This window comes from Roseomonas genomospecies 6, from assembly GCF_008365375.1.
Classification (GTDB): domain Bacteria; phylum Pseudomonadota; class Alphaproteobacteria; order Azospirillales; family Azospirillaceae; genus Azospirillum.
On sequence record NZ_QOKW01000032.1, the window covers coordinates 1 to 23,681 of the forward strand.

Sequence of the window (23,681 nt, forward strand, 5' to 3'; positions counted from 1 at the left end):
AGCCCTTGACCGAGGCGACGATGATGCGGGGGTTCAGCTCCTGGATGCGCTCCCAGGTCAGGCCCATGCGGTCGAGCACGCCGGGGGCGAAGTTCTCGACCATCACGTCGCAGATGCGCACCAGATCTTCCAGGACGCGCTTGCCGTCCGGGTTCTTGGTGTCCAGCGTGATGGACCGCTTGTTGTGGTTCAGCATGGTGAAGTAGAGGCTGTCGGCGTCGGGCACGTCGCGGAGCTGGCCGCGCGTGATGTCGCCCTCGCCCGGACGCTCGACCTTGATCACGTCGGCGCCGAACCACGCCAGAAGCTGGGTGCAGGTCGGACCCGACTGGACATGGGTGAAGTCCAGAACCCGCACACCTTCAAGAGCCTTTGCCATGCAATCCCTCCCCGCTGGGCCGCAGGCGGGCCGAGCCGCCGCGGCGTTATCGAACCGTCCGTCTTGGAAAGGACGGGAGCAGACGATGCCGGTGGTTCTTTCCCGCAGGCTGCGGGACGGCTACCGAAGCCAGCCCTTTATTTCCAGAATGCGCTGATTGCCTTTCGTCGTCCGCGCATAGTGCTTGCCGCAGTGGGTCGCGTATTCCCGGACGAAGCCCTGCCGGATCAATTCGCACAGCACCGGCCTGACGACGACCGGCTTCAGGCTTGCGGCCTTCGTGATGGCGAGCAGCGAGACCGGAGGAGTCATGGCTTCGGGTCCCGGCATGGCCCGCAACGTGTTGAGCATGGTCCAATTGACGGACGTCGGTGAGATCACGCGCGCCTCCCTTGGTGCATTCGGGGCCGCCGCCCTCCGCGGCTCGTGCCCCCGATCGCCTCTGGTATCCCAGATCCACTTTGGGCAGCGTAAAACCTCAAGCTAACTTGAGGTCAAGGGGAATTACGATCCGGAAAAAATCCATGGGGAGGCAGACCGGCACGTCCCCTACCCTGCCCTCCGCACATCGGCGGAGCAAGCCGGGCGGGGTCATCCTGCGTTTCAGCCGATTGGGCATGCGGGCCTATGGCTTCCGGCAACAGGAGGACGTTTTTGAAAATTGTCGCCTGCGCCGACGGCCACGCTCCTGTTATGAACAGATCATAAGCACAGGAAGGACGGAACCTCCACGCATGTCCGACCAAACCGACGTCTCCGCCGCTCCCGACTTCCTCGCCAGCGGAGGCGAGATGGGCGCGCATATGCGCGCCCATGATTGGGAATCGACGACGCTCGGCGCTCCCGAGGATTGGCCGCGCAGCCTGAAGACCGCCGTGCGGATCATGCTGACCTCGCGTCAGCCGATCTGGATCGGCTGGGGCAAGGAACTGGTCTATCTTTACAACGATGCCTACAAGTCGATCATCGGCGGCAAGCATCCCTGGGCGCTCGGACGTCCGGCCTCGGTCGTGTGGCGGGAAATCTGGGACGACATCGGTCCGATGCTGTCCACCGCCATGTCGGGCGACGAAGGGACCTATGTCGAGGGACAGCTCCTCGTGATGGAGCGCAATGGCTATCCCGAGGAAACCTACTACACCTTCTCCTACAGCCCGGTTCCCGACGACGACGGCAGCCCCGGCGGCATCATCTGCGCCAACACCGACGACACGCAGCGGATCATCGGCGAACGCCAGCTCGCGCTGCTGCGCGATCTGGCCGCCGGCACGGCGGAGGCCCGCACCGTTCAGGAGGTGTGCGAGCGGAGCGCCCGGGCGCTCGCGGCCAACCCGCGCGACCTGCCCTTCGCCCTGATCTACGTGGCCGACCCCGACGGCGCGAGCGCGTCCCTCGCCGGGGCCTGCGGAATCAAGCGCGGCCACCCGGCGGCCCCCGAAGCGCTGGCGCTGGACGGCTCGTCGGTCTGGCCCTTCATCGGTGCGCCCGATGAGCTGGAACCGGTCGCCGGGCTGGAAACGAGGTTCGGGGCGGAGCTTCCGCCCGGCGTCTGGCGCCGGTCCCCGTCCCAGGCCGCGGTGCTGCCGATCCCGGCGAGCGGCGAGACGGGGCGGGCCGGCATCCTGGTCGTCGGCCTGAACCCGTTCCGCCTGCTCGACGACGGTTACCGGCGGTTTCTCGGTCTGGTGGCGGGGCAGATCGCCGCGGCCATCACCAACGTCCAGACCTACGAGGCCGAACGTCGGCGCGCCGAGATGCTGGCCGAGATCGACCGTGCCAAGACGGTGTTCTTCTCGAACATCAGCCACGAGTTCCGCACGCCGCTGACCCTCATGCTGGGGCCGCTCGAAGAGGTGCTGCGGGCCGAGCCGGAGCGGATGCCGGATCATCGCGAGGATCTGGCGATGGTCCATCGCAACGGCCAGCGGCTGTTGAAGCTCGTCAACGCGCTTTTGGACTTCTCGCGCATCGAGGCCGGACGCACCCAGGCGCGCTTTGAGCCGACCGATCTGGCCGCCTTCACCGTGGAACTTGCGAGCGGATTCCGCTCCGCCTGCGAGAAGGCCGGACTCGGCCTCGCCGTCGATTGCCCGCCGCTGCCCGGCCCGTTCCACGTCGACCGCAACATGTGGGAGACGATCGTCCTCAACCTGCTGTCCAACGCCTTCAAATTCACCTTCCATGGCGGGATCGCCGTCACGCTGAGGCTGGCCGGCGAGGGCGCCGAACTCACGGTGCGCGACACCGGCACGGGCATCCTGACGTCCGAACTGCCGCGCCTGTTCGAGCGTTTCCACCGGGTCGAGGGCGCGAAGGGCCGCAGCCACGAGGGCACCGGCATCGGGCTGGCACTGGTCCACGAACTCGTCAAGCTGCATGGCGGCACGATCCGGGTGGAGAGCGAGGAAGGACGCGGTTCGGCCTTCTCCATCACCATTCCGTCCGGCACCGCGCATCTGCCGCCGGATCACGTCCTGGCCGAGCCGACCGGCGCCTCGACCGCCATGCGCGCCCACAGCTATGTCGAGGAGGCCCTGCGCTGGCTTCCCGCGGCCACGCACGCCGCGAAGCCGGACGTGCCCGCCGCGTTCGGCGACACCGCTGAGATGGCGGCGGCGTCTGAAACGGGCGAGCGTTCGCGCATCCTGCTGGCCGACGACAACGCCGACATGCGCGACTATGTGGGCCGCCTGCTGGAGGGCCGCTACACGGTCGAGGCGGTGCCCGATGGACTGGCCGCCCTGGAGGCGATCCGAGCGCGCCGGCCCGATCTGGTGCTGACGGACATCATGATGCCCCGGCTCGACGGCTACGGACTGCTGCGCGCAATCCGGGAGGGCGCCGGATTGCAGGATCTGCCGGTGATCCTGCTGTCGGCACGCGCGGGCGAGGAGGCGAGCGTCGAGGGCCTCACGGCCGGCGCCGACGATTATCTGGTCAAGCCCTTCTCGGCGCGCGAGCTGACCGCCCGCGTCGACGCCGCCCTGGCCATGGTTCGGCTTCGCCGGCAGGTGACCACCGCGCTGCGCGAGAGCGAGGCGCGATTCCGGAATCTCGCCGACCACGCGCCGGTCATGGTCTGGGTCACCGAGTTGGATGCCTCCTGCACCTATCTCAACCGCTCCTGGTACGAATTCACCGGCCAGACTCCCGAGACGGGGCTGGGCTTCGGCTGGCTGGACGCCACTCATCCGGACGACCGGCAGGCCGCCGCGGAGGTCTTCCTGGCCGCCAACGCCCGGCAGGAGGCGTTCCGGCTGGAATACCGGCTGCGCCGGGCCGACGGGGTCTACCGCTGGGCGATCGACGCCGCAGCGCCGCGCTTCGGCCAGGATGGCGCGTTCCTCGGCTACATCGGATCGGTGATCGACATCACCGAACGCAAGGAGGTGGAGGACGCCCAGAGGCACCTCAACGACCTGCTGGAGCAGCGCATCGCATCGGCGATCGCCGAGCGGGAGCATGTGGAGGCGCAACTCCGGCAGGCTCAGAAGATGGACGCGGTCGGCAAGCTGACCGGCGGGGTGGCGCACGACTTCAACAATCTCCTTCAGGTGATTTCCGGCAACCTCCAGCTCCTGACCAGGGACGTCGCGGGGAATGCCCGCGCGGAGCAGCGGTTGCAGAACGCGCTGAGCGGCGTCAGCCGCGGCTCGAAGCTGGTCGCCCAGCTCCTCGCCTTCGGGCGCCGCCAGCCTCTGGCGCCCCGCGTGGTCAATCTCGGAAGGCTCGTCCGCGGCCTCGACGAGATGCTGCGCCGGGTTCTGGGCGAGGGCGTCGAGATCGAAACCATGATCGCGGGCGGGCTGTGGAACACCTTCGCCGATGATGGGCAGGTCGAGAACGCGCTTCTCAATCTGGCGATCAACGCCCGCGACGCCATGAGCGGCCATGGCCGGCTGACCATCGAGGCCGGCAACGCCTTTCTGGACGACCCCTATGCCGCCCGTCACGCCGAGGTGGCGCCCGGCCAATACGTCATGCTGGCGGTGACGGACACCGGCTGCGGCATCCCGCCGGACGTGCTGGACCACGTCTTCGAGCCGTTCTTCACGACCAAGCCGGAAGGCCAGGGCACCGGGCTCGGCCTCAGCATGGTCTACGGCTTCGTCAAGCAGTCGGGCGGGCACATCAATATCTACAGCGAGCCCGGCCAGGGCACGACGGTCCGCATCTACCTGCCGCGCGCCCATCAGGCGGAGGACGTGGTGACGGTGGTCGAGAACGGGCCGGCGGCGGGCGGATCGGAAACCGTGCTGGTGGTGGAGGACGACGAGGACGTCCGCGCGACCGTGGTCGAGATGCTGTGCGATCTCGGCTATCGCGTGCTCAAGGCGCGGGACGCGCAAAGCGCGCTGGCCATCGTCGAGAGCGGCGTGCCGATCGATCTGCTGTTCACGGACGTCGTCATGCCGGGACCGCTCCGCAGCCCCGAACTGGCGCGCCGGGCGCAGGAACGGCTGCCGGGAATCGCGGTGCTGTTCACCTCGGGCTACACGGAGAACGCCATCGTGCATGGTGGGCGGCTCGACCTGGGTGTCGAGTTGCTGAGCAAGCCCTACACCCGCGAGGCTCTGGCCGGCAAGATCAGGCACGTCCTGCGCAACCAGCGGCAGAAGTCCCGCGGCAAGGAGGCCGCGCCGCTCCCGCCGGGCAACCCCGGGGCGGTGCGCATGGGCGGCGACCGGGGCTTGCGCGTGCTTCTGGTCGAGGACGACGCGCTGATCCGCCTCGTCACGGTGGAGATGCTGACCAGCCTCGGGCATTCGGTGATCGAGGCCGGCACCGCCGAAGAGGCCCTGTCGATCGAGGAAGGGCAAGCCGTCGATGTCCTGCTGACGGACCTCACCCTGCCGGGTCTTTCGGGAGACGGGCTGGCCGCCGCGTTGCGCCGACGCGACCCGGCGCTGCCCGTCGTGTACGCGTCGGGTGCCGACCGCGCCCCCGACGGCGGCGTCCACCTTCCGAAGCCCTACGACGCCGCGGCGCTGGCCGAGGCCTTGCGCGTGGCGGTGGCGCATGCTCCGCAGGCCGCGTCCGGCGACGGCTGACCGGGCCCGCCGGAACGGCGCATTCGGAAGGCTGCCGGCGGAAAAGGCGCGACGCTGTGCCCTTACAGCAACAACGCTTTCTCACGCTGCACATGGCCGGACAACCGCTTCGTCGCGCGGGGGTCCAGCGTGTCGCGCAATTTCGGAAAATCGACCTCCTCCTCCTGGCGGACATGGTCCGCGATCAGCCGCCTCAGTTCGGTGACGCGCCCGGACCAGTCGGGATGATCCTTCGGCATCTGTTCGAGGGCGAACAGGTGCATTTTCATGTCGGCGTGCTCGCCGTAGAGGCGCCGGGTGTCCTCCTCCTCGTGCGCATGATCGTGCAGCAGGGGATAGACGACGTCCTCCTCGGCCATGGCGTGCGCGGCGAGACGGCGCTTCAGGCGGAGCAGCAGTTGCGTCCGGCGGAAGGCGGCGTCCGGGCGGGTCCGCTCCATCTCGTTCAACAGCGCCAGGATGTGGCGGTGATCGTCGATCAGCGCGCCGAACGGGTCGCGCGCCATCGTCGTCCCGGCGGCCTGGGCGACCACCGGCGGCAGCAGGCGGCTGGCGAGGATCGCCACGGCCGCGCCGCTGGCGAAGGCGATCAGGCCATTTGTGGACCAAAGGTCCATTCCTCTCCTGGTCATGATGTCCGTGCCTCCCGGGTCCGTTGTGTGTCCGACGTCCAACAGGGGCGGGACCGGGTCATTCCGCCGGAGATGTCTTCGCAGGCACGTCCGTCGGGTGGCGGCGCTTCACGAGGCGTTCGGTCAACCGCTGGAAGGCGACGAACAGCACCGGCACGAAGATGATGCCGACCAGCGTCGCCGCGGTCATGCCGCTGAAGACCGTCGTGCCGATGGACCGCCGGCTCGCCGCCCCGGCGCCGGTGGCGACCAGCAGCGGGACCGCCCCCAGGATGAAGGCCAGGGCCGTCATCAGCACGGCGCGGAAGCGCTGGCGGGCGCCCATCACCGCGGATTCGACGATGGGGTGGCCGGCGTCGCGCTGCTCCCGCGCGAACTCGACGATCAGGATGGCGTTCTTGGCGGCGAGGCCGACCAGCAGGACGAGCCCGATCTGGGCGTAGACGTCGTTGGCGATCCCGGCGACGCTCAGGCCGATGCCCGCCCCCAGCACGGCGATGGCGACGGACAGCAGCACGGCCAGCGGGATCAGCCAATTCTCGTACTGCGCCACCAGGAACAGATAGCCGAACATCACCGCCAGCCCGAAGATGACGATGGTCTGGTTGCCGATGCGGCTTTCCTGATAGGACAGGCCGGTCCATTCCGTGGCAAAGCCCGTGGGCAAGGTGCGGTCCGCGACCTCCTGCATCGCCCTCAGCGCCTGCCCCGAACTGCCGCCGGGGGCCGCGTTCCCGTTGACGGAGGCGGAGAGGAACTGGTTGTAGCGGACGATGCTGTCGGGGGAGAGCGTCGTCCGGACGCTCACGATGCTGCGCAGCGGCACCATGTCCCCGGACGAACTCCGCACATAGAGCTGGTCGATCGCCGCCACCTCGTCCCGGTATTCCGCGGCATCCTGCACCTGGACCTGGAAGACCCGGCCGTAGAGGTTGAAATCGTTGACGTAGCGGGACCCGAGATGGGATTGCAGCGTGGTGAAGACGTCGCCCGGCGAGACGCCCAGCAGCGCCGCCTTGGTGCGGTCGAGGTCCACGAAGAGATGCGGCACGTCGGGGCTGAAGGTGCTGAAGACCGCCGACAGCCGCGCGTCCTGGTTGGCGGCGACCAGCAGGCCGCGCAGCACCGCGCCCAGTTGCTGGGGCGATTGCCCGCCCAGCGCCTGCACCTGCAACTGGAAGCCGCCGGTGCTGCCGAGGCCGGGGATGGAGGGCGGGTTGAAGGCGGCGATGGTCGCCTGCGGCACCGCCGCCAGATGGGGTCTCAACCTACCCAGGAGCGCGTCCACCGTCTCGTCCTCCCCCCGCTCCTTCCAGGGCTTCAGAACGGCGATCTGAAGCCCGACGTTGGACGCCGCCCCGCTGAGGATGCTGTAGCCGGCGATGGAGATCACATGGGCGACCCCCGGCGTCGCGCGCAGCCGCCCGGAGAGGTTCTCCATCACCGCCTCCGTCCGGCTGAGCGACGCGGCGCTCGGCAATTGCACATTGACGAAGAAGTATCCCTGGTCCTCCGACGGCAGGAAGGCGGTGGGAAGGTTGCTCAGCAGCGCGAAGGCCCCGCCGGCCAGAAGGGCGAAGACGGCGATGCCCACCACCAGCTTGCGCGACAGCCAGCCGACGAGATCGCCGTAGCGGTCGCGCACCCGGTCCAGCCCGCGGTTGAAGGCGGCCAGCGGGCGCCAGGGCCGGCCCGGCGGGTGCAGCAGCAGGCCGCACAGGGCCGGTGTCAGCGTCAGCGAGACGAAGCCCGAAATCAGGAAGGAGGCGGTGATGGTCACGGCGAACTGCCGGTACAGCTCCCCCGTGATGCCGGGCAGGAAGGCCACCGGCACGAACACCGCGGCCAGCACCAGGGTGGAGGCGACGATGGCGCCGGTCACCTGCTCCATGGCGATGCGGCTGGCGGAGGGGGCGGGCTGGTCGGGATGCTCCTCCATCACGCGGCGCACATTCTCGACCACCACGATGGCGTCGTCCACGACGAGCCCGATCGCCAGCACCAGCGCGAACAGCGTGATGGTGTTGGCGCTGTAGCCCAGCACCAGCAGCACGGCGAAGACCCCGATGATCGACACCGGAATCGCCAGCGTGGGGATCAGCGTCGCCCGCCAATCCTGGAGGAAGAGGTAGATGACCACCACCACCAGCAGGAAGGTGATTCCCAGCGTCAGCACGATCTCCTCGATCGTCGCGCTGACGAAGCTGGTGGTGTCGAACACGACGGCGTAGTCCATCCCCTCCGGAAAGCGGCCGGATAGCCGCTCCAGCTCGGCCCGCACCGCCTTGGCGACGTCCAGCGCGTTGGCGTCCGGCGACTGGTAGACGACCAGCGTCGCCGCCGGATCGCCGTCCAGCTTGGCGCTGGAGCTGTAGCTCTGCGCCCCCAGCTCCACCCGCCCGATGTCGCCCAGCCGCACGACGCCGCCGTTCGGGTTGGTGCGCACGATGATGCCGGCGAACTGCTTGGGATCGTCCAGCCGTCCGCGGGCGAGGATGGTCAGTTGCTGCTGCTGGCCATCGGGAACCGGCGGCGCGCCGATCTGCCCCGCCGAGGCCTGGAGATTCTGGTTCTGGATCGCCGCGACCACATCCGCCGCGGTGATGCCCAGCGCCGCCATGCGGTTCGGGTCCATCCAGACGCGCATGGCATAGGTCAGCGCGCCCATCACCTGGGCGTCGCCGACCCCGGGCACCCGCGCGATGGCGTCGCGCAGATTGATGCTGGCGTAGTTGGAGATGAAGATCGGGTCGAACTGGCCGCCGGGCGAGAAGACGTTGACGGCCATCAGCATGTTGGACGACTGCTTGCGCACCGTGACGCCCTGGCGCGACACCTCCGTCGGCAGGGTCGGCGTGGCGAGCGACAGGCGGTTCTGCACGTTGATCTGGGCCAAATCCGCGTCGGTGCCCTGCGCGAAGGTGACCGACAGCGTGTAGGCGCCGGTGTCGGTGCTGGTGGAGGACATGTAGAGCATGCCCTCGACGCCGTTCACCTGCGCCTCGATCGGGGCGGCGACGCTGTCGGCGACGACCTGGGCGTTGGCGCCGGGATAGGTGGCGGAGACCTGCACCGATGGCGGCGTGATCGGCGGGAACTGCGCCACGGGAATGGCCAGGATCGCCAGTGCCCCCGCGATGGTCACCACCAGGGCCATGACGATGGCGAGGTTCGGGCGCCGGATGAACAGGCCGGAGAACATGGGTGCTCATCCCCTCGGCTGTTCGGCGGTCGGGGACGCCGGTTCCGGTTGCACGGTCATGCCGGGGCGGACCTTCTGCACACCGCCGACGATGATCGTCTCCCCCGCCCGCACCCCGTTGGGGACGGCGATCACCTGATCGAGCTGCGGTCCGGGCTCGATCGGGCGGCGCTGCGCCCGGTTCTGCTGGTCGAGCACCAGGACGTAGCTGCCCTGCTGGTCCTGCTGGATGGCGGAGACGGGGACCACCGGCTGCCGTTCGGTCCGCGTCGGACGGATCAGGACGGTCACATACTGGCCGGGAAGCAGGAACGCCTTGGGGTTCGCGAAGTCGGCGTAGACCGGGATGGTTCCGGTCTGCGGGTCGATCCGGTTGCTCGCGAAGGACACCTTGCCCTTCTGCTCGTACTCGGAGCCGTCGGCCAGCCGCAGGGCTGGCACGAAGCGGTCCACCGCCTCGGCGGCGGCGAGGTCGGGTGCGGCGCGCCGGACCTCCAGGAGGTCGCGGTCGCTGACCGAGAAGACCACCCGAATGGGATCGAGCTGCACGACGGTGGCGAGCGGACCGCTGGACGGGCCGACGAGGTCGCCCGCGGTCATCGCGGTGGCGCCGATGCGCCCGTCGATGGGCGAGGCGATGCGCGTGTAGCCGAGATTCAGCTCCGCCTGCCGCAGTTTGGCCTGCGTCTGCATGATGTCGGCCTCCGCCGTCTCCTGCGCCGCCTGGGCCTGATCGAGGTCGGCCTGGGAGATGTTGCCGCGGGTCCGCAGTTCCTGGGCGCGCTGCAGGGCGCGCTGGGCCTCGCGCAGCGTCGCCTGGGCGCGGGAGAGGTCGGCCTTGGCGCTGTCGACGGTGGCTTGGTAGGGCGCCTGCTCGATGACGTAGAGCAGGGTGTCCTTGGTGACGTTCTGCCCTTCCTGGAAGGCGACCTGTTCGATGAAGCCTTCCACGCGCGCGCGGGCTTCGAAATCCTGGATCGCCTGGACGCGGCCGATGAACTCGCTGATCGGGGTGACCTCCCGCTCGCGCACCACCTCCGTCGTGACCGAGGGAGGCGGCGCGCCGGCAGGCTGCTGGGCCAAGGCCCCGCCCGGAAGAAAAAAGGCAAGGAGACAGACGGCGGCGAGGCCGCGGCGAGGGCGATGCATCAAGGGGGCTCCCGATCAGCCGTGCCCACCTAAACAGAGCGGCGGCCATCTTCGGCACGTTCCTTTTGGAGCGCGGAGGGGGGAAGGACGGGGCCGGACCCGATCACCATCGCAACCATCGGTCCGGTCCTGATGTCGAGCCGGCGGCGGCCGTTCCCGCCCTCGTTCCGGTGCCGCGCGGCGGTCATGCCAATCAATGCCAACGCGTTGATCTGCCGGGTTTCACGGTTGGAAAACGATGGAGGTGATCATTGTCCAACCGTATCAGTCCTGAAGGCTCACGTCCTTGAAGTCATGCAGGCCGAAGGGGTCCATGACGTATCCCTGCACCTCCTTGCGCAGGGCGGTGAAGACGACGGAATGGGCGATGGGCAGCCAGGGGGACTCCTCCCGGAAGATCGCCTGCGCTTCCTGGTAGAGCGCGGTGCGCCGGGCGCGGTCGCTGGTGCGCTTGGCCTGCTCGATCCGCTCGTCGAAGGCGGCGTCACACCATTTCGCCATGTTGCCCCCGCCGTCGCGGGCGGCGTTGCAGCTCAGCAGGGCGTAGAGGAAGTTGTCGGGATCGCCGTTGTCGCCGGTCCAGCCCAGGATGCCCGCCTGATGCTCACCGTTGGACAGCGCCTCACGGTACTGCTTCCATTCCGCGGTCCGCAGGGTGGCGCGCACCCCGATCCTCTCCAGGTCGGCCTGCATCATCTCGGCCACCCGACGGGCGTTGGGCATGTAGGGGCGGGTCACCGGCATGTACCAGAGATCGATCCGAAGCTCCTCCCCCTGCCCCGCCTCGGCCAGCAGGCGGCGGGCGGCGTCGGGGTCGTAAGGGATATCCTCGACCGCGCGGTTGTAGGACCAGAGCGTCGGCGGGATCGGGTTCACCGCGGGCTGGCCGCCGCCCTGGAACACGGCGTCCACGATGGTCCTCTTGTCGATGGCCATGCGGAAGGCGCGGCGCACCCGGACGTCGTCGAAGGGCGGCTTTCGGGTGTTGAAGGCCAGATAGCTGACGTTCAGCCCCTCCTGCTGCAACAGGCGCAGGTCCGGATCGGCCTTGATCTTCGGCAGGTCGGACGGGCTGGGGGTGGCGATGACGTGGCATTCCCCGGCGCTCAGCTTGTTGTGGCGCACCGCGGCGTTCAAGGTGATGGCGAAGGCCAGAGTGTCGATGGGCCGCCGCCCCTCCCAATAGCCGTCGAAGGCGCGGTAACGGATCGCCACGTCGCGCTGGTAGGCCACGAACCGGAAGGGACCGGTGCCCACCGGCTCCAGGTCGATGCGCTCCGGCGCACCCTGCGTCAGCAGCGTGCCGGCGTATTCGGCGGACAGGATCGCCATGAAGGGCATGGCGAGGTTGGCGAGGAAGGGCGCTTCCGGCTGGTTCAGGACGATGCGGACGGTGCGGTCGTCCAGCTTCTCCACCGACTTCAGCAGGGCCGGCATGCCCATGTCGGTGAACAGCGGATAATCGCCGCCGGACACCGCGTGGAAGGGATGATCGGACTTCCATTGCCGCTCGATGGAGAAGATCACGTCGTCGGCGGTGAGTGTCCGGGTCGGGGTGAAGCGCTCCGTGCCGTGGAACCGCACCCCCTCGCGCAGGGTGAAGAGGTAGGTCAGCCCGTCCTCCGACACGGTCCAGGATTCGGCGAGGCCGGGGACGATCTCCGTCGTGCCGCGCTTGAACTCGACCAGCGTGTTGTAGATCGGCAGGACCGCGTCGAAGCCGGTCGTCGTCGTCGCGATCTGCGGATTCAGGCTGTCCGGATTGCCTTCGGAGCAATAGACCAGGGTCTTCGCCGCCTGCGTCGCCGCCTGGGCGCCGCTGCTGCTGCACAGCACGGCGGCGGTCCCCGCGAGAAGGGCCAGGGCGAAGGCGGCAGCGGATGCCGGGCGCGGGTGCCGTGTCATGCGCGGTCCTTTTCATGCGTGGCGGTGGGCAGGCGGACGACGAAGCGCGCGCCGCCCTCCCCCTCCAGGGCGATGGAGCCGCCGAGCTGGCTGACGGTGTTGTAGACGATGTGCAGGCCGAGCCCGGCGTGGCCCCGGTCGCGGCGCGTGGTGAAGAAGGGGTCGAAGATCCGGGCGCGCAGCGCCGCCGGGATGCCCGCCCCGTCGTCGGCGACGGCCAGTTCCACGACATCCGCCGCGGCTTTGCGGGCCGCGACCGTCACCGTGCCGCCCTGCCCGCCCGCTCCCTGTCCATCGGTCAGCCCATGATGGATCGCGTTCAGCAGCAGATGCGAAACGATCTGCGCGATGGCCTGCGGATAGCCGTCCACCACCAGCCCCGGCGGGCAGTCCACCACCACCCGGTGCCCCGCCGGTCCCCAGGACGGCTCCAGCGCGTCCACGGCCTGAAGCAGGCAGAGGCGGAGGTCGAACCGCCCGCGCTTCTCCCCCGCCGGATCGACCCCAAGCTCCTTGAAGCGCTGGACCAGCTCCGCCACGCGGACGGTGTTGTTGACCAGCAGGTCCGACACGTCGCCCATGTCGTTCAGGAAGCGCTCCAGCTCGCGGCGGCGCAATTGGCCGGCGTCCAGAAGGGCCGTCATCTTCGGCACCTTCTCGCGGATCAGGGTGGAGGTGGTGAGCGTGATGCCAAGCGGCGTGTTGATCTCGTGCGCCACGCCGGCCACCACCTGCCCCAGCGCGGCCAGCTTCTCCGCCTGCACCAGATCGGCCTGGGTCCGCCGCAGCTCGGCCAGGGTGGCGTCGGCCTGCTCCTTGGCGCGGCGCAGTTCGTCCTCGCGCCGGTTGATCTCGGCGGCGAAGTGATGGACGGCCCGGGCCATGTCGCCCAGCTCGTCCCGCCGCTCCAGGTCGGTCACCCGCCCGTCCCGCGGGTCGTGCGCCAGCCGCCGCGTCGCGTCCTGGAGCCGGCGCAGGGGCCGGGTGATGCCGCGCGCCACCAGAAGCGCCGCCCCGGCGGCGAACAGCAGGCCGAAGGTCGCCCCGATGACCAGGGTTGTGCGCAGCAGGTCGGCGCTGCGCACCGCGCTCTCCTGGAACAGGTCGTTCAGCCGGCGGGCGGTGTCCATCACCGCGGCGGCGTCCATGTCCATGGCGGCGATGGCGCCGTTCTGCCGGGCCAGCCCGTCGGTGGCGCGCTCCAGCCCGTCGCGCCAGGCGCCGATGGCGGCCAGCATCTCGTCCTGGATCAGCGGTGAGATGGGCAGCCCGGCCACCCGATCGCGCAGAAGCCCGCTGTCGGCGGCGACGGCGCGCAGGCCGCGGGTGTCGCGCTGGTTGAGCGCGGACAATGTGCGGCCGCTGAGCGTGAGGGCGGTCACGACGACGTTCTGGGTCTCCTGCTCGATGGCGTGGGCCGACACGGTGTAGCGCAGAAGCTCCGCCACCTCCGCCTGGACGGCGTTGTAGCCGGTGGCGGCGACCTTCAGCACCCGTTCGGCGAGCGCGCCGTAGCGCGGCGCCAGATCGGGAAGGGTTTGCCGGTCCAGCCGCTCGGCCTGCAACCGCCTCAGCTCCTCCAGGGCCGCCCCGTAGACGTCGCCGGCGGCGAGCGCGCCGCCGTTCCCCTCCACACCGCTCGCCTGGGCGAGCGAGGCGCCGAGCGTCCCGGCGACACGCTCCACCCGGTCGAGCAGAACGGGCAAGGCGCCGGGCCGCGACGGGTCCCGCGGACCGGCGGCGGCCTCGTCCCGCGCCGCCAGCCGGGCGTGGAGCATCGCCTCCCGCAATTCGTGCAGGCCGTCGACCACGGCGCGGCTGGCGCGCAGCCGCCGGTCGGCCTCGGCCAGGGACGCGACGAGCGCCACTTTGGCGGCGTGCTGCCTCTTGCGCGCCTGTTCGGTCAGGGCGAGCAGCCGGGCCTCCTGCTCGGCCATGCCGCGGGCGCGGGCGTCGCTGAAGGCCGTGGCGTCCACCAGCTCCTCCTGCCGGGCGGCGTGGCGGTCCGACGCGCGGCGGGCGGTCTCCACCGCCTCGGCCTGGGCGCCGGCCTCCGCCAACCCGCCCAACGCCTCCAGCGCCGCCCGCGCACCGTGCGTGGCGCGGCGGAACGTGATCTCGTGGGGAAGGCGGCCCTGGGGGGCGGATTGGATGAAGTCGTTGCGGGCGGCGGTGGCGGCGATCATCTCGCGGTAGACGGTGCCGGCCAGCACCGCGGCCTCGCGCGAGCGTCCGGCGTGCTCCAGCAGAATCCAGGCGAACACCGCGATCAACGCCGCGATGCCCACCGGGATTCCTCCCACCGTCGCTATGCGATACGAGATCCTCATCACGCTCCGCCGGCTGCCGTTCCGCCCGGACCATGGAAGGCCGGCGGCGGAACACCGCAAAGCTAGCGATAGCACTCAGGCGTTGCCGAGTTCTTTACATTTTGGCGAAAATTCGAACTAATTCGAAGAAATTGCAGCCATCGGGGGTTGCGTTGCGCGGCCCCGATCTCCCGTCGTCACCGGCCCGCCCCGCTGGGGGCCGGGCCGGTCGGGGTGGGGGCCGCCGTGTTCAGGGTGGGTGCGGCCGCGGGGTCCGCCTCCACCCGGCGCTTCAGGACCATCAGGGCCAGCGTCGTGACGATGGTCCCGGCCAGGATGGCCAGGATGTAGGGGACGAGCGGGGTCACCGCGTTGGGAATCGCCAGGACGAAGACGCCGCCGTGCGGCGCCCGCAGGCCGCAGCCGAACCACATGGACAGGGCGCCGGCCACCGCCGATCCGGCCATGGCCGCGGGAATGACGCGCAGCGGGTCCTTGGCCGCGAAGGGGATCGCCCCCTCCGTGATGAAGGCGAGGCCGAGCACGCCCGCGGCCTTGCCCGCTTCCCGCTCCTGCAGGGTGAAGCGGTTGGGGACGATCATGGTGGCGAGCGCCAGCCCGAGCGGCGGCGTCATGCCCGCCGCCATCACCGCCGCCATCGGCGTGTAGGTGTTGGAGGCCAGAAGCCCGACCGCGAAGGTGTAGGCCGCCTTGTTGACCGGTCCGCCCATGTCCAGCGCCATCATGGCGCCCAGAAGCGCGCCCAGCGCCACCGCGTTGGCCCCGGTCATGCCCTGGAGAAAGGCCGTCAGCCCGTTCATGATCGCCGCCACCGGCGTGCCGATGACGTAGACCATCAGCAGCCCCACCGCCAGCGTGCCCAGAAGCGGGATGATGAGCACCGGCTTCAACCCTTCCAGGTTCTGCGGCAGCCGGATGGTGTCGCGCAGCCAGCGGGCGATGTAGCCGGCCAGGAAGCCCGCCACGATGCCGCCAAGAAAGCCCGCCCCGATCTTCGCGGCCAGCATCCCGCCGATGAATCCGGGGGCCAGCCCGGGCCGGTCGGCGATGGAATAGGCGATGTAGCCCGCCAGCACCGGCACCATCAGCCCGAAGGCCGCCTCCCCGCCGATCTGCATCAGGGCCGCCGGCAGGGTGCCCGGCTCCTTGAACGCTTCGATGCCGAAGACGAAGGACAGGGCGATGATGAGGCCGCCGGCCACCACGAAGGGCAGCATGAAGGACACGCCGGTCAGCAGATGCTTGTAGGGACCGGACTGCGCCTCCTTCTGCCGCGCCTTGGCGCCCGACACCTCCCCGGCGTAGGGGGGAGAGGCGGCGCCTCCCGTTGCGGCGGGGGCCGGCAGGGCGAGCGCCTCGTCGATCACGCGGGCGGGCTGCTTCAGCGCCTCCCCCACGGAGGTCTTCAGCAGGCGCTTGCCGGCGAAGCGGTCGGTGGCGACGTGGGTGTCGGCGCCGATGATGACGGCCTCGGCCTCCGCGATCTCCTCCTCCGTCAGGGCGTTCTTCGCGCCGACGGAGCCCTGGGTTTCGACCTTGATCCGGTAGCCCTTGGCCTGGGCGGCCTGCTTCAGCGCCTCCGCCGCCATGAAGGTGTGGGCGATGCCGGTCGGGCAGGCGGTTATGGCGACCAGAAGGCCGGGGCTGCGCACCGCCGCGGGGGCGGGCTTCGGCGCAGGTTTCGGAGCCGGCTCCGGAGCGGCGGTTCCAGCTTGAGCGCCCGGTGCATGGGCCAGGGCGTTGCCGATCACCGATTTGGTGTCGCGGATGGCCGCGGCGGTCGAGGTGTGCAGGACCGGCTTGCCGGTGAATCGCGAATCGTCCACGGCGATGTCCGCCGCCAGGATCACCGCGTCGGCGCCCGCGACGTCGGCGGCGGACAGCGGAGTCTGCACGCCGTTGGACCCCTGGGTTTCCACCGCGATGTCGTGCCCCATCAGCGCGGCGGTGCGGCGCAGCGCCTCCGCCGCCATGACGGTGTGGGCGATCCCCGTCGGGCAGGCGGTCACAGCCACGAGCTTTGCCATGTCGATCCCCTCCGGCGCTGAAAAGCCTTACAGTTCCTCCACCCGCACGTCTTCTATCTGAACGGCCCGCATCAGTTCCGCGAGCCGCTCCGGCGGCGGCAGTTCGGGGCCGAGGCGGGACAGCGTTCCGGCGGCGAAGGCGGTGCCGCGCCGCGCGCAGCCCTCCAGTCCGGCCCCCTCCAGCCGGGCGGATACGACTCCGGCGACCATGGCGTCCCCGGCACCGACCGTGCTGGCGACCTCCACGGACGGCGGAACGGCCAGCAGGGCGCGGCCCCCCTCCACGAAGACGGCGCCCTCGGCCCCAAGCGACACGACGACCAGCGCGATGCCCGATTCCGACAGGTCGCTCGCGGCCCGCACCACCTCCGCCCGCCCGGTCAGGGGGCGACCCAGAAGCTCGGCCAGCTCCGCCGCGTTGGGCTTCACCATGTCGGGGCGGGCGGCCACGGCGTGGCGCAGCGGCGGGCCGCTGGCGTCCACCGCGACGAAGGCCCCACGGGCGCGCAACCGGGCGACCATCTCCGCATAGGCGGTGTCTGGCACCCCCGCCGGGACGCTGCCGGCCAGGACGAAGCTCCGGTCGGTGGTCGCGAGATCGTCCACCACGGTCAGCAGCCCACGCCAGCTTTCCGCCGGAACATGCAGGCCGGGCAGGTTGATGTCGGTGACGGAGCGGCCCTCGCGGTCCACCAGCTTGATGTTCACCCGGCTGCGGCCCGGAAGGCGCAGGAAGCGGTCGCGGATGCCCCGGCGGCGGAACAGCGCGTCGAAGACGGCGGCGTTCTCCTCGCCCAGGAAGCCGGTGGCGGTGACGGGCAAGGCTCCGCCTGACAGGAAGGCGGCGACGTTGATGCCCTTGCCCCCGGCGGTCCGCGTCTCGGCCACCGCGCGGTTGACCGCCCCGGCCTGGAAGCCCGGCACGTCGAGCGTCTGGTCGATGGCGGCGTTCAGCGTCACGGTGACGACGCCGGAGCGTTTGCCGTCCACGGGGTTCATGACACGCCTCCGGCGTAGGGATTCATGACACGCCTCCGGCGTCCGCGAAGCGTTGGCGGACCAGCGCCCGCACCGCCGCCGCGTCGGCGCAGTCCAGCGCCTCGCGGGCGGTGCGTTCGGCGTCGGCCATGGCGATGGTGCGCAGCCGCGCCTTGACGGAGGCGACCGCGGGGATCGCCACGCTCAGCTCCGCCACGCCCAGCCCGGACAGCAGGACCGCGCCCGCCGGGTCGCCCGCCACGCCGCCGCAGGCGCCGACCCAGATTCCGGCGCGGCGGGCGGCGTCCACCGTGCGCTCCACCATGCGCAGAACGGCGGGATGCAGACCGTCCGCCTGCGGGGCCAGCACCGGGTGCAACCGGTCCATCGCCAGAACATACTGCGTCAGGTCGTTGGTGCCGATGGAGAAGAAGGACACCTCCCGCGCCAGCCGGTCGGCCATCATCACGGCGGACGGCACCTCGATCATGATGCCCAGCTCGACCGGCGGCACGTCGAGTTCCCGCCGCACCGCCTCGGTGATGGCCTTGGCGCGCTCCAGTTCCGCAGGCGTGGCGATCATCGGGTACATGATGCGCACCGGCCCCTCCACGGAAGCGCGCAGCATGGCGCGGAGCTGGGTGCGGAACAGGTCCTCCCGCTCGAAGCACAGGCGGATGCCGCGCACGCCCAGGAAGGGGTTGCCCTCCGCCGGCATGCGCAGATAGGGGACGTTCTTGTCGCCGCCGATGTCCAGCGTGCGCAGGATGATCGGCAGCCCGTTCATCGCCCGCACCATGGTCCGGTAGGCGTCGAACTGCTCCTCCTCGTCCGGGGGCAGGTCGCGCTGAAGGAACAGGAACTCCGTCCGCATCAGCCCGACGCCCTCCCCGCCTGCGTCGACGGCCTGCATGGCCTCCGCCGGGTCGGAGATGTTGGCGGCGACCTCCACGCGCCGGCCGTCCGTGGTGATGGCCGGCTTGTAGCGGTCGAGCCGCTCGGCCTCCCGCCGCTCGCCCACCTTGATCCGGGCCTCGGCGGCGCGGTCGCGGTCGCGCTCGCTGGGGTCGGCCACCAGGACGCCGCCGTCGCCGTCGAGGATGGCGGCGCGCCCGTTCTCCAGGTCCAGAACGGACGGCCCGGCGGCAACCACCGCGGGGATGTCAAGCGAGCGCGCGATGATCGCGGTGTGGGAGGTGGCGCCGCCCCCCGCCGTGCACAGCCCCAGCACCTTCGCCGGGTCCAGCTTCGCCGTGTCGGAGGGTTCCAGATCCTCGGCCAGCAGGATGACGGGATGATCCGGCAAGGGGGCGGTCCGTTCCGTCACGGCGGCCAAAAGGCGCAGCACGCGGCGCCCCACGTCGCCGAGGTCGGCGGCGCGCCCGGCCAGCAGCGGATCGGCGAGCTGCGCCAGGGTCGCCGCGCGCTCCTCGTAGACCGCGCGCCACGCCCAGCCGGCGCTCTTGCCCCGGTCGATCAGGGCGTGAGCCTCCCCGACCATCTCGGGGTCGTCGAGAAGCTCCTGATGGGCCTTGAAGATGGCGGCCTTTGCGGCGCCGGCCTTCTTCCAGAACTCCTCGTGCAGGTTGCGCAGGTCGGCGGCGGCGGCGGCGAGCGCCTGATCCAGCCGGCGGTGTTGGGCCTGCGGATCGGGTGCGGTCTCGGTGACCGTCAACTCCTCCCGCTGGAATTTCCAGACGGGGCCGGTGGAGACGCCGGGCGAGGCGGAGATTCCGGCGATCACCCGCCCGTCATAGTCGAGGTCCGCCGGCACGGCCCGCGCCGGTGCCGATTCCTCAGCCGGAGGAGCCGCTGTGGGGACAGGCTCGTCCAGCCCCGCTTCGAAGGCGGCGCGGATGGCCTGGAGCGCCGCCGCCGCGTCCTCGCCCAAGGCGGTGACGGTCAGCGGCTGGCCACCCGACGCGCCGAGCCGCAGCAGGGAAACGAGGCTCTTCGCGTTGGCGGTCGCGCCGCCATGCCGCACGGCGATCTCCGCGCGGAAGCGCTTGGCGACCTCGACCAGCGCCGTCGCCGGGCGGGCGTGCAGCCCATGGGGCGACGGGGCGGTGACCGAAACGGAATCCCCGTCGATGGGTGCGGCGGCGGAGTCGGGAGCGGATGCGGCGGGCGCCTCGCCGTTCAGCCCGTCCCCGTTCAAAACAGCCATCACGGCGCGGGGGTCGCGGGTGGTGCCCAGCCGTTCGGCCTCCGCGGGGTCGCCCAGCACGCCGGTCAGCCGTTGCAGGACGGCGATGTGCTCGTCCGACTTGGCGGCGATGCCGACGACCAGCCGCGCCGGTTCCCCGCCGCCCCAATCCACGCCCTGGGGGAACTGGACGACCACCACGCCGGTCCGGCGCACCAGATCGCGCGCTTCGGGAAGCCCGTGGGGAATGGCGATGCCGCTGCCCAGATAGGTGCCGGACACCGCCTCGCGGCCCAGCATGCTGTCGATGTAGCCGGGGTCGATCAGGCCGCTGTCCACCATCGCCCGCCCGGCGAGGCGGATGGCCTCCGTCTTGTTTGGCGCCGAGAGCCCAAGGCGCACCTGCGATTCGGAGACCTGAAGCATGGCCCGTCCTCCCCCCTCGCGGAGCCCGTGCGCGGGGCCGGACCCACCTCTGCCGGAGAGTCAACGCTTCAGTCGCAGTGGCGTTCCGGCATGGAGTCGCGGACGGCGGCGCCGCGGGAGTGGGCCAGCATCCCGGTGACGCGGGCGACCAGCGCCGTCGTCTCGAAGGGCTTCTGGAGCACCTCGCAGCCCGGCTCCAGGATGCCGGTGCCGAGCGTGGCGTCGTAGGCGTAGCCGGTCATGAACAGCACGCCCAGTTCGGGCCGCCGCTCGTGAACCGCCTCGGCCAGTTGCCGCCCGTTCATGCCGGGAAGCCCGACGTCGGTGACCACCAGATCGGCGCGCAGGCCGCCGTCCAGCAGTTCCAGCGCCTCCGTCCCGTCCGACGCCTCCACCACGTCGAGGCCGGCGTCCTCCAGCGCCTGCACCGCGACCATGCGGACCAGCGCCTCGTCCTCAACGAGCAGAACGGTTCCGGCGGTGTCGTCCGCCGCTCCGTCGTCCGCCCCCCCGCCGCGCGCGGGCGCCTCGGCGGCTCCCGGCGGCAGGCCGGCGCCCTCCTCTCCGGCGCAGCGCGGCAGGTAGAGGCGAACGGCGGTGCCCCGCCCGGCCTCGCTTTCGATCCGCACCAGCCCGTGCGACTGGCTGACGAAGCCATAGACCTGCGACAGCCCCAGCCCGGTCCCCTGCCCGATCGGCTTGGTGGTGAAGAAGGGATCGAAGGCGCGCTTGATGACGTCAGGGGGCATGCCCATTCCGGTGTCGGCGACGGTCAGGACCACGTAATCGCCGGCCGCCGCGCCGGAGACGTCGCCGGCCACGTCAGCCTCCGTCAGATGGGCGTTGGCGGCGGTGATGGTGATGCGCCCGCCGTCCGGCATGGCGTCGCGGGCGTTCACCGCGAGGTTCAGAAGGGCGATCTCCAACTGGTTGGAATCGCACCAGGCCGGCCAGACGTCCGGCGGGCAGTCGGCCGCGATGGACACCTGCTCGCCCACCGTGCGGCGCAGCAGATCCTCCATCCCCTGCACCAGCGCGCCCGGCTCCGTCGCGTCGGGGCGCAGCGGCTGCCGGCGGGCGAAGGCGAGGAGGCGCTGCGTCAGCCCGGCGGCGCGGGTCGCCCCGACCTTGGCGTGGGTGGCGTAGTCGCGCAGGTCGGCCCGCTCCGCCGTGTCCAGCCGCGACAGCAGCAGCTCCAGATTGCCGGTGATCGCGGTCAGCAGGTTGTTGAAGTCATGGGCGATGCCGCCGGTGAGCTGGCCCAGCGCGTCCATCTTCTGGGAATGGCGCAGGGCTTCCTCGGCCCGCTCCCGCTCGGCTTCGGCGCGCAGGCGGGCGGACACGTCGACCACGGCGGCCATGGTGCGCAGGAAATTCCCCAGCCCGTCCCGCTCGATCCGGGCGGAGACCAACACGTCGGCCACCTCGCCCGACCGCTTGACGAACCGGTAGGGCATGTCCTGGAACGCGCCGTTGCGCAACAATTCCGGCCAGAGATTCTCCCGATGCTCCCGCGCGATGTCCGGCGGCATGAACTCCGTGATGTGGCGGCCGAGCACCTGCCCCCGCCCCTCATAGCCCATGAACTCCAGCCAGCGGTCGCTGACGCTCATCAGCCGGCCTTCGGCGTCCAGGGAATGCAGCGGAACCGGCGTCTTGGCGTAGAGCGCCCCGAGGTCGGCCTGCGCGCGCTGCCGCTCCGCCACTTCGGCCAGCAGGCGGCGGTTGGCGGCCACCAGTTCGGCGGTGCGCTCCGCCACCTGCCGTTCCAGATCCTCGCGGGCGTCGGCCAGGGCGGCGCGCGCCTTCACGGCGTCGTCGATGTCGGTGCAGGTGCCGAACCAGCGGGTGATCCGACCCTCGCCGTCGCGCAGAGGCACCGCGCGCCCCAGGAACCAGCGGAACCGCCCGTCGGCGCCGCGCAGCCGGTATTCCACCTCGTAGTCCCTGCCCGAGACAACCGCCCCGGTCCACAGGGCGCTGGTCCGCGGCTGGTCGTCGGGGTGGACCACCTCCAGCCAGGCGGTTCCGGTCATCGTCTCCGGCCGGGTGCCGGTGTAGGCGTACCAATGCAGGTTGTAGTAGTCGGGGGCACCGTCCGGCGGGGCGGACCAGACGAGCTGGGGCATGCTTTCCGCGATGGCGCGGAACTTGGCCTCGCTGTCGCGCAGGGCGATTTCCGCGGCGCGGCGGTCGGTGATGTCGCGCACCACCACCGAATAGGCGGTCGGCGTGCCGGTGCCGTCGCGCGCCGCGGTCAGGACGGTGGAGCCGAAGAACCGCCGCCCGTCCCGCGCCGCGTGGGTCCATTCGACCTCGCAGCGCTCCCTTGCCGCCACCCCGGCCAGCAGGGACCGGACATCCTCCGCGCCGCGTTCCTCCGGCGCGAAGAGCAGGGACAGCGGACGGCCCAGCGCCTCATCCTCCGCGTATCCGAAGAGGCGGCGGCTGCCCTCGTTCCAGGAGGTGATCCGCCCTTCCGGGTCGAGCGTGACGATGGCGTAGTCGCGGACGTCGTCGATGGCCTGCCGCAGGCGGCGCAGATTCTCCTCGGCCTGCCGCCGCTCGGCCAGGGTGCGCGCCTCGGAGATCGCCCGCTCCACCGCGGCGGGCAGGTGGGCCAGCCGCTGCTTCAGCACATAGTCGCGCGCGCCCAGCTTCAGCGCCGTCACCGCCGTCTCCTCCCCCATTCGCCCGGACAGGAACAGGAAGGGGGTTTCCGGAACGCGGGCCTTGGCGATCTCCAGCGCCGTCAGCCCGTCGAAATCGGGCAGGGAGAAATCGGCCAGGATCAGGTCGAAGCGTTGCGCATCCAATGCCGCTTCGAAATCCTTGCGGGTGTCCACGCGGGTCACCTCGCAGGGAATGCCCGCCTTCCGCAGGCGCACGCAGGCCAGCTCACTGTCGAGCGTGCTGTCTTCCAGATGCAGGATGGTAACGGCAGAAGGCATTCCGGCGGGCATTCCTCAGGCGCCTTTCCCCGCGGGCGGGGTTCCGGCCGGGCGGCGCGTGCAGCCGACCGGGGGCTCGTTCAGGATCGCCCAGAAGGCGCCCAGGTCGCGGATCGCCTCGAAGAAGGCCTTGAAATCCACCGGCTTCACCACGAAGGCGTTCACCCCCAGCTTGTAGCTGCGCACGAGGTCGCTTTCCTCGCGCGACGCGGTGAGCATCACGATGGGGACGTGCCGGGTTTCCGGATCGCTCTTCACCCGGTCCAGCACCTCCAGCCCGTCGATCTTCGGCAGCTTGAGGTCGAGCAGGACGACGGCGGGAAGCTGCGTCGGCTTTCCGGTTTCCGGGTCGCGGCGGGTCAGCATCCGCAGCGCCTCCTCCCCGTCGCGGGCGACGATCACGTCGTTGGCGAGCTGGCATTTTTCCAGCGCCGCCAGGGTCAGCTCCAGGTCCCGCGGGTTGTCCTCGACCAGCAGGATGGGTTTCAGGTCATTCATGGCTTCA

At 70.6% G+C, this 23,681-nt stretch carries 13 protein-coding genes; 1 reads left to right on the plus strand and 12 read right to left on the minus strand.

Annotation, left to right across the window (positions count from 1 at the left end; genetic code table 11):
* The coding region (locus tag DS843_RS26475; protein WP_208852330.1) for a CoA transferase at positions 1–379 on the minus strand (379 nt) is incomplete at its 3' end.
* 120 nt (positions 380–499) lie between these two features.
* Positions 500–760 carry a hypothetical protein gene (locus DS843_RS26480; RefSeq protein ID WP_149471825.1) on the minus strand — a complete coding sequence of 87 codons (261 nt, stop codon included), beginning with the start codon at positions 758–760 and terminating at the stop codon, positions 500–502.
* 353 nt (positions 761–1,113) lie between these two features.
* Between DS843_RS26480 and DS843_RS26485 the strand changes: the two genes are divergently transcribed.
* Positions 1,114–5,430 carry a response regulator gene (locus DS843_RS26485; protein ID WP_286192338.1) on the plus strand — a complete coding sequence of 1,439 codons (4,317 nt, stop codon included), beginning with the start codon at positions 1,114–1,116 and terminating at the stop codon, positions 5,428–5,430.
* Positions 5,431–5,492: 62 nt separating this feature from the next.
* Here DS843_RS26485 and DS843_RS26490 read toward each other — a convergent pair whose 3' ends face one another.
* The 10 genes from DS843_RS26490 to DS843_RS26535 all read right to left on the minus strand — a co-directional run bounded on the left by DS843_RS26490 (position 5,493) and on the right by DS843_RS26535 (position 23,674).
* Positions 5,493–6,047 carry a hemerythrin domain-containing protein gene (locus DS843_RS26490; protein WP_286192339.1) on the minus strand — a complete coding sequence of 185 codons (555 nt, stop codon included), beginning with the start codon at positions 6,045–6,047 and terminating at the stop codon, positions 5,493–5,495.
* Between the two features lie 73 nt (positions 6,048–6,120).
* A complete protein-coding gene (locus DS843_RS26495; protein WP_149471827.1) occupies positions 6,121–9,264 on the minus strand; it encodes an efflux RND transporter permease subunit in 3,144 nt (1,047 codons plus the stop codon).
* Between the two features lie 6 nt (positions 9,265–9,270).
* Positions 9,271–10,413, minus strand: coding sequence for an efflux RND transporter periplasmic adaptor subunit (locus tag DS843_RS26500; RefSeq protein ID WP_149471828.1), 1,143 nt, complete (start codon positions 10,411–10,413; stop codon positions 9,271–9,273).
* Positions 10,414–10,677: 264 nt separating this feature from the next.
* Entirely contained in the window at positions 10,678–12,318 is a 1,641-nt protein-coding gene (locus DS843_RS26505) for an ABC transporter substrate-binding protein (RefSeq protein ID WP_149471829.1), read from the minus strand.
* Positions 12,315–14,648, minus strand: coding sequence for an ATP-binding protein (locus DS843_RS26510; RefSeq protein WP_286192340.1), 2,334 nt, complete (start codon positions 14,646–14,648; stop codon positions 12,315–12,317). The genes DS843_RS26505 and DS843_RS26510 overlap by 4 nt, the downstream gene beginning before the upstream one ends.
* Before the next feature lie 176 nt (positions 14,649–14,824).
* Positions 14,825–16,675, minus strand: coding sequence for a PTS fructose-like transporter subunit IIB (locus tag DS843_RS26515; RefSeq protein ID WP_149471830.1), 1,851 nt, complete (start codon positions 16,673–16,675; stop codon positions 14,825–14,827).
* A 27-nt stretch (positions 16,676–16,702) separates the two neighbouring features.
* On the minus strand, positions 16,703–17,674 hold the full coding sequence (gene pfkB, locus DS843_RS26520; protein ID WP_149471831.1) for a 1-phosphofructokinase: 972 nt from the start codon (positions 17,672–17,674) through the stop codon (positions 16,703–16,705).
* A 22-nt stretch (positions 17,675–17,696) separates the two neighbouring features.
* Entirely contained in the window at positions 17,697–20,225 is a 2,529-nt protein-coding gene (gene ptsP / locus DS843_RS26525) for a phosphoenolpyruvate--protein phosphotransferase (protein ID WP_149471832.1), read from the minus strand.
* 68 nt (positions 20,226–20,293) lie between these two features.
* On the minus strand, positions 20,294–23,176 hold the full coding sequence (locus DS843_RS26530) for a PAS domain S-box protein (protein ID WP_167525479.1): 2,883 nt from the start codon (positions 23,174–23,176) through the stop codon (positions 20,294–20,296).
* Positions 23,177–23,191: 15 nt separating this feature from the next.
* The gene (locus tag DS843_RS26535; protein WP_149471834.1) at positions 23,192–23,674 is read right to left on the minus strand and encodes a response regulator; all 483 of its coding nucleotides are present in this window, start codon (positions 23,672–23,674) and stop codon (positions 23,192–23,194) included.
* Positions 23,675–23,681 lie beyond the last annotated feature (7 nt).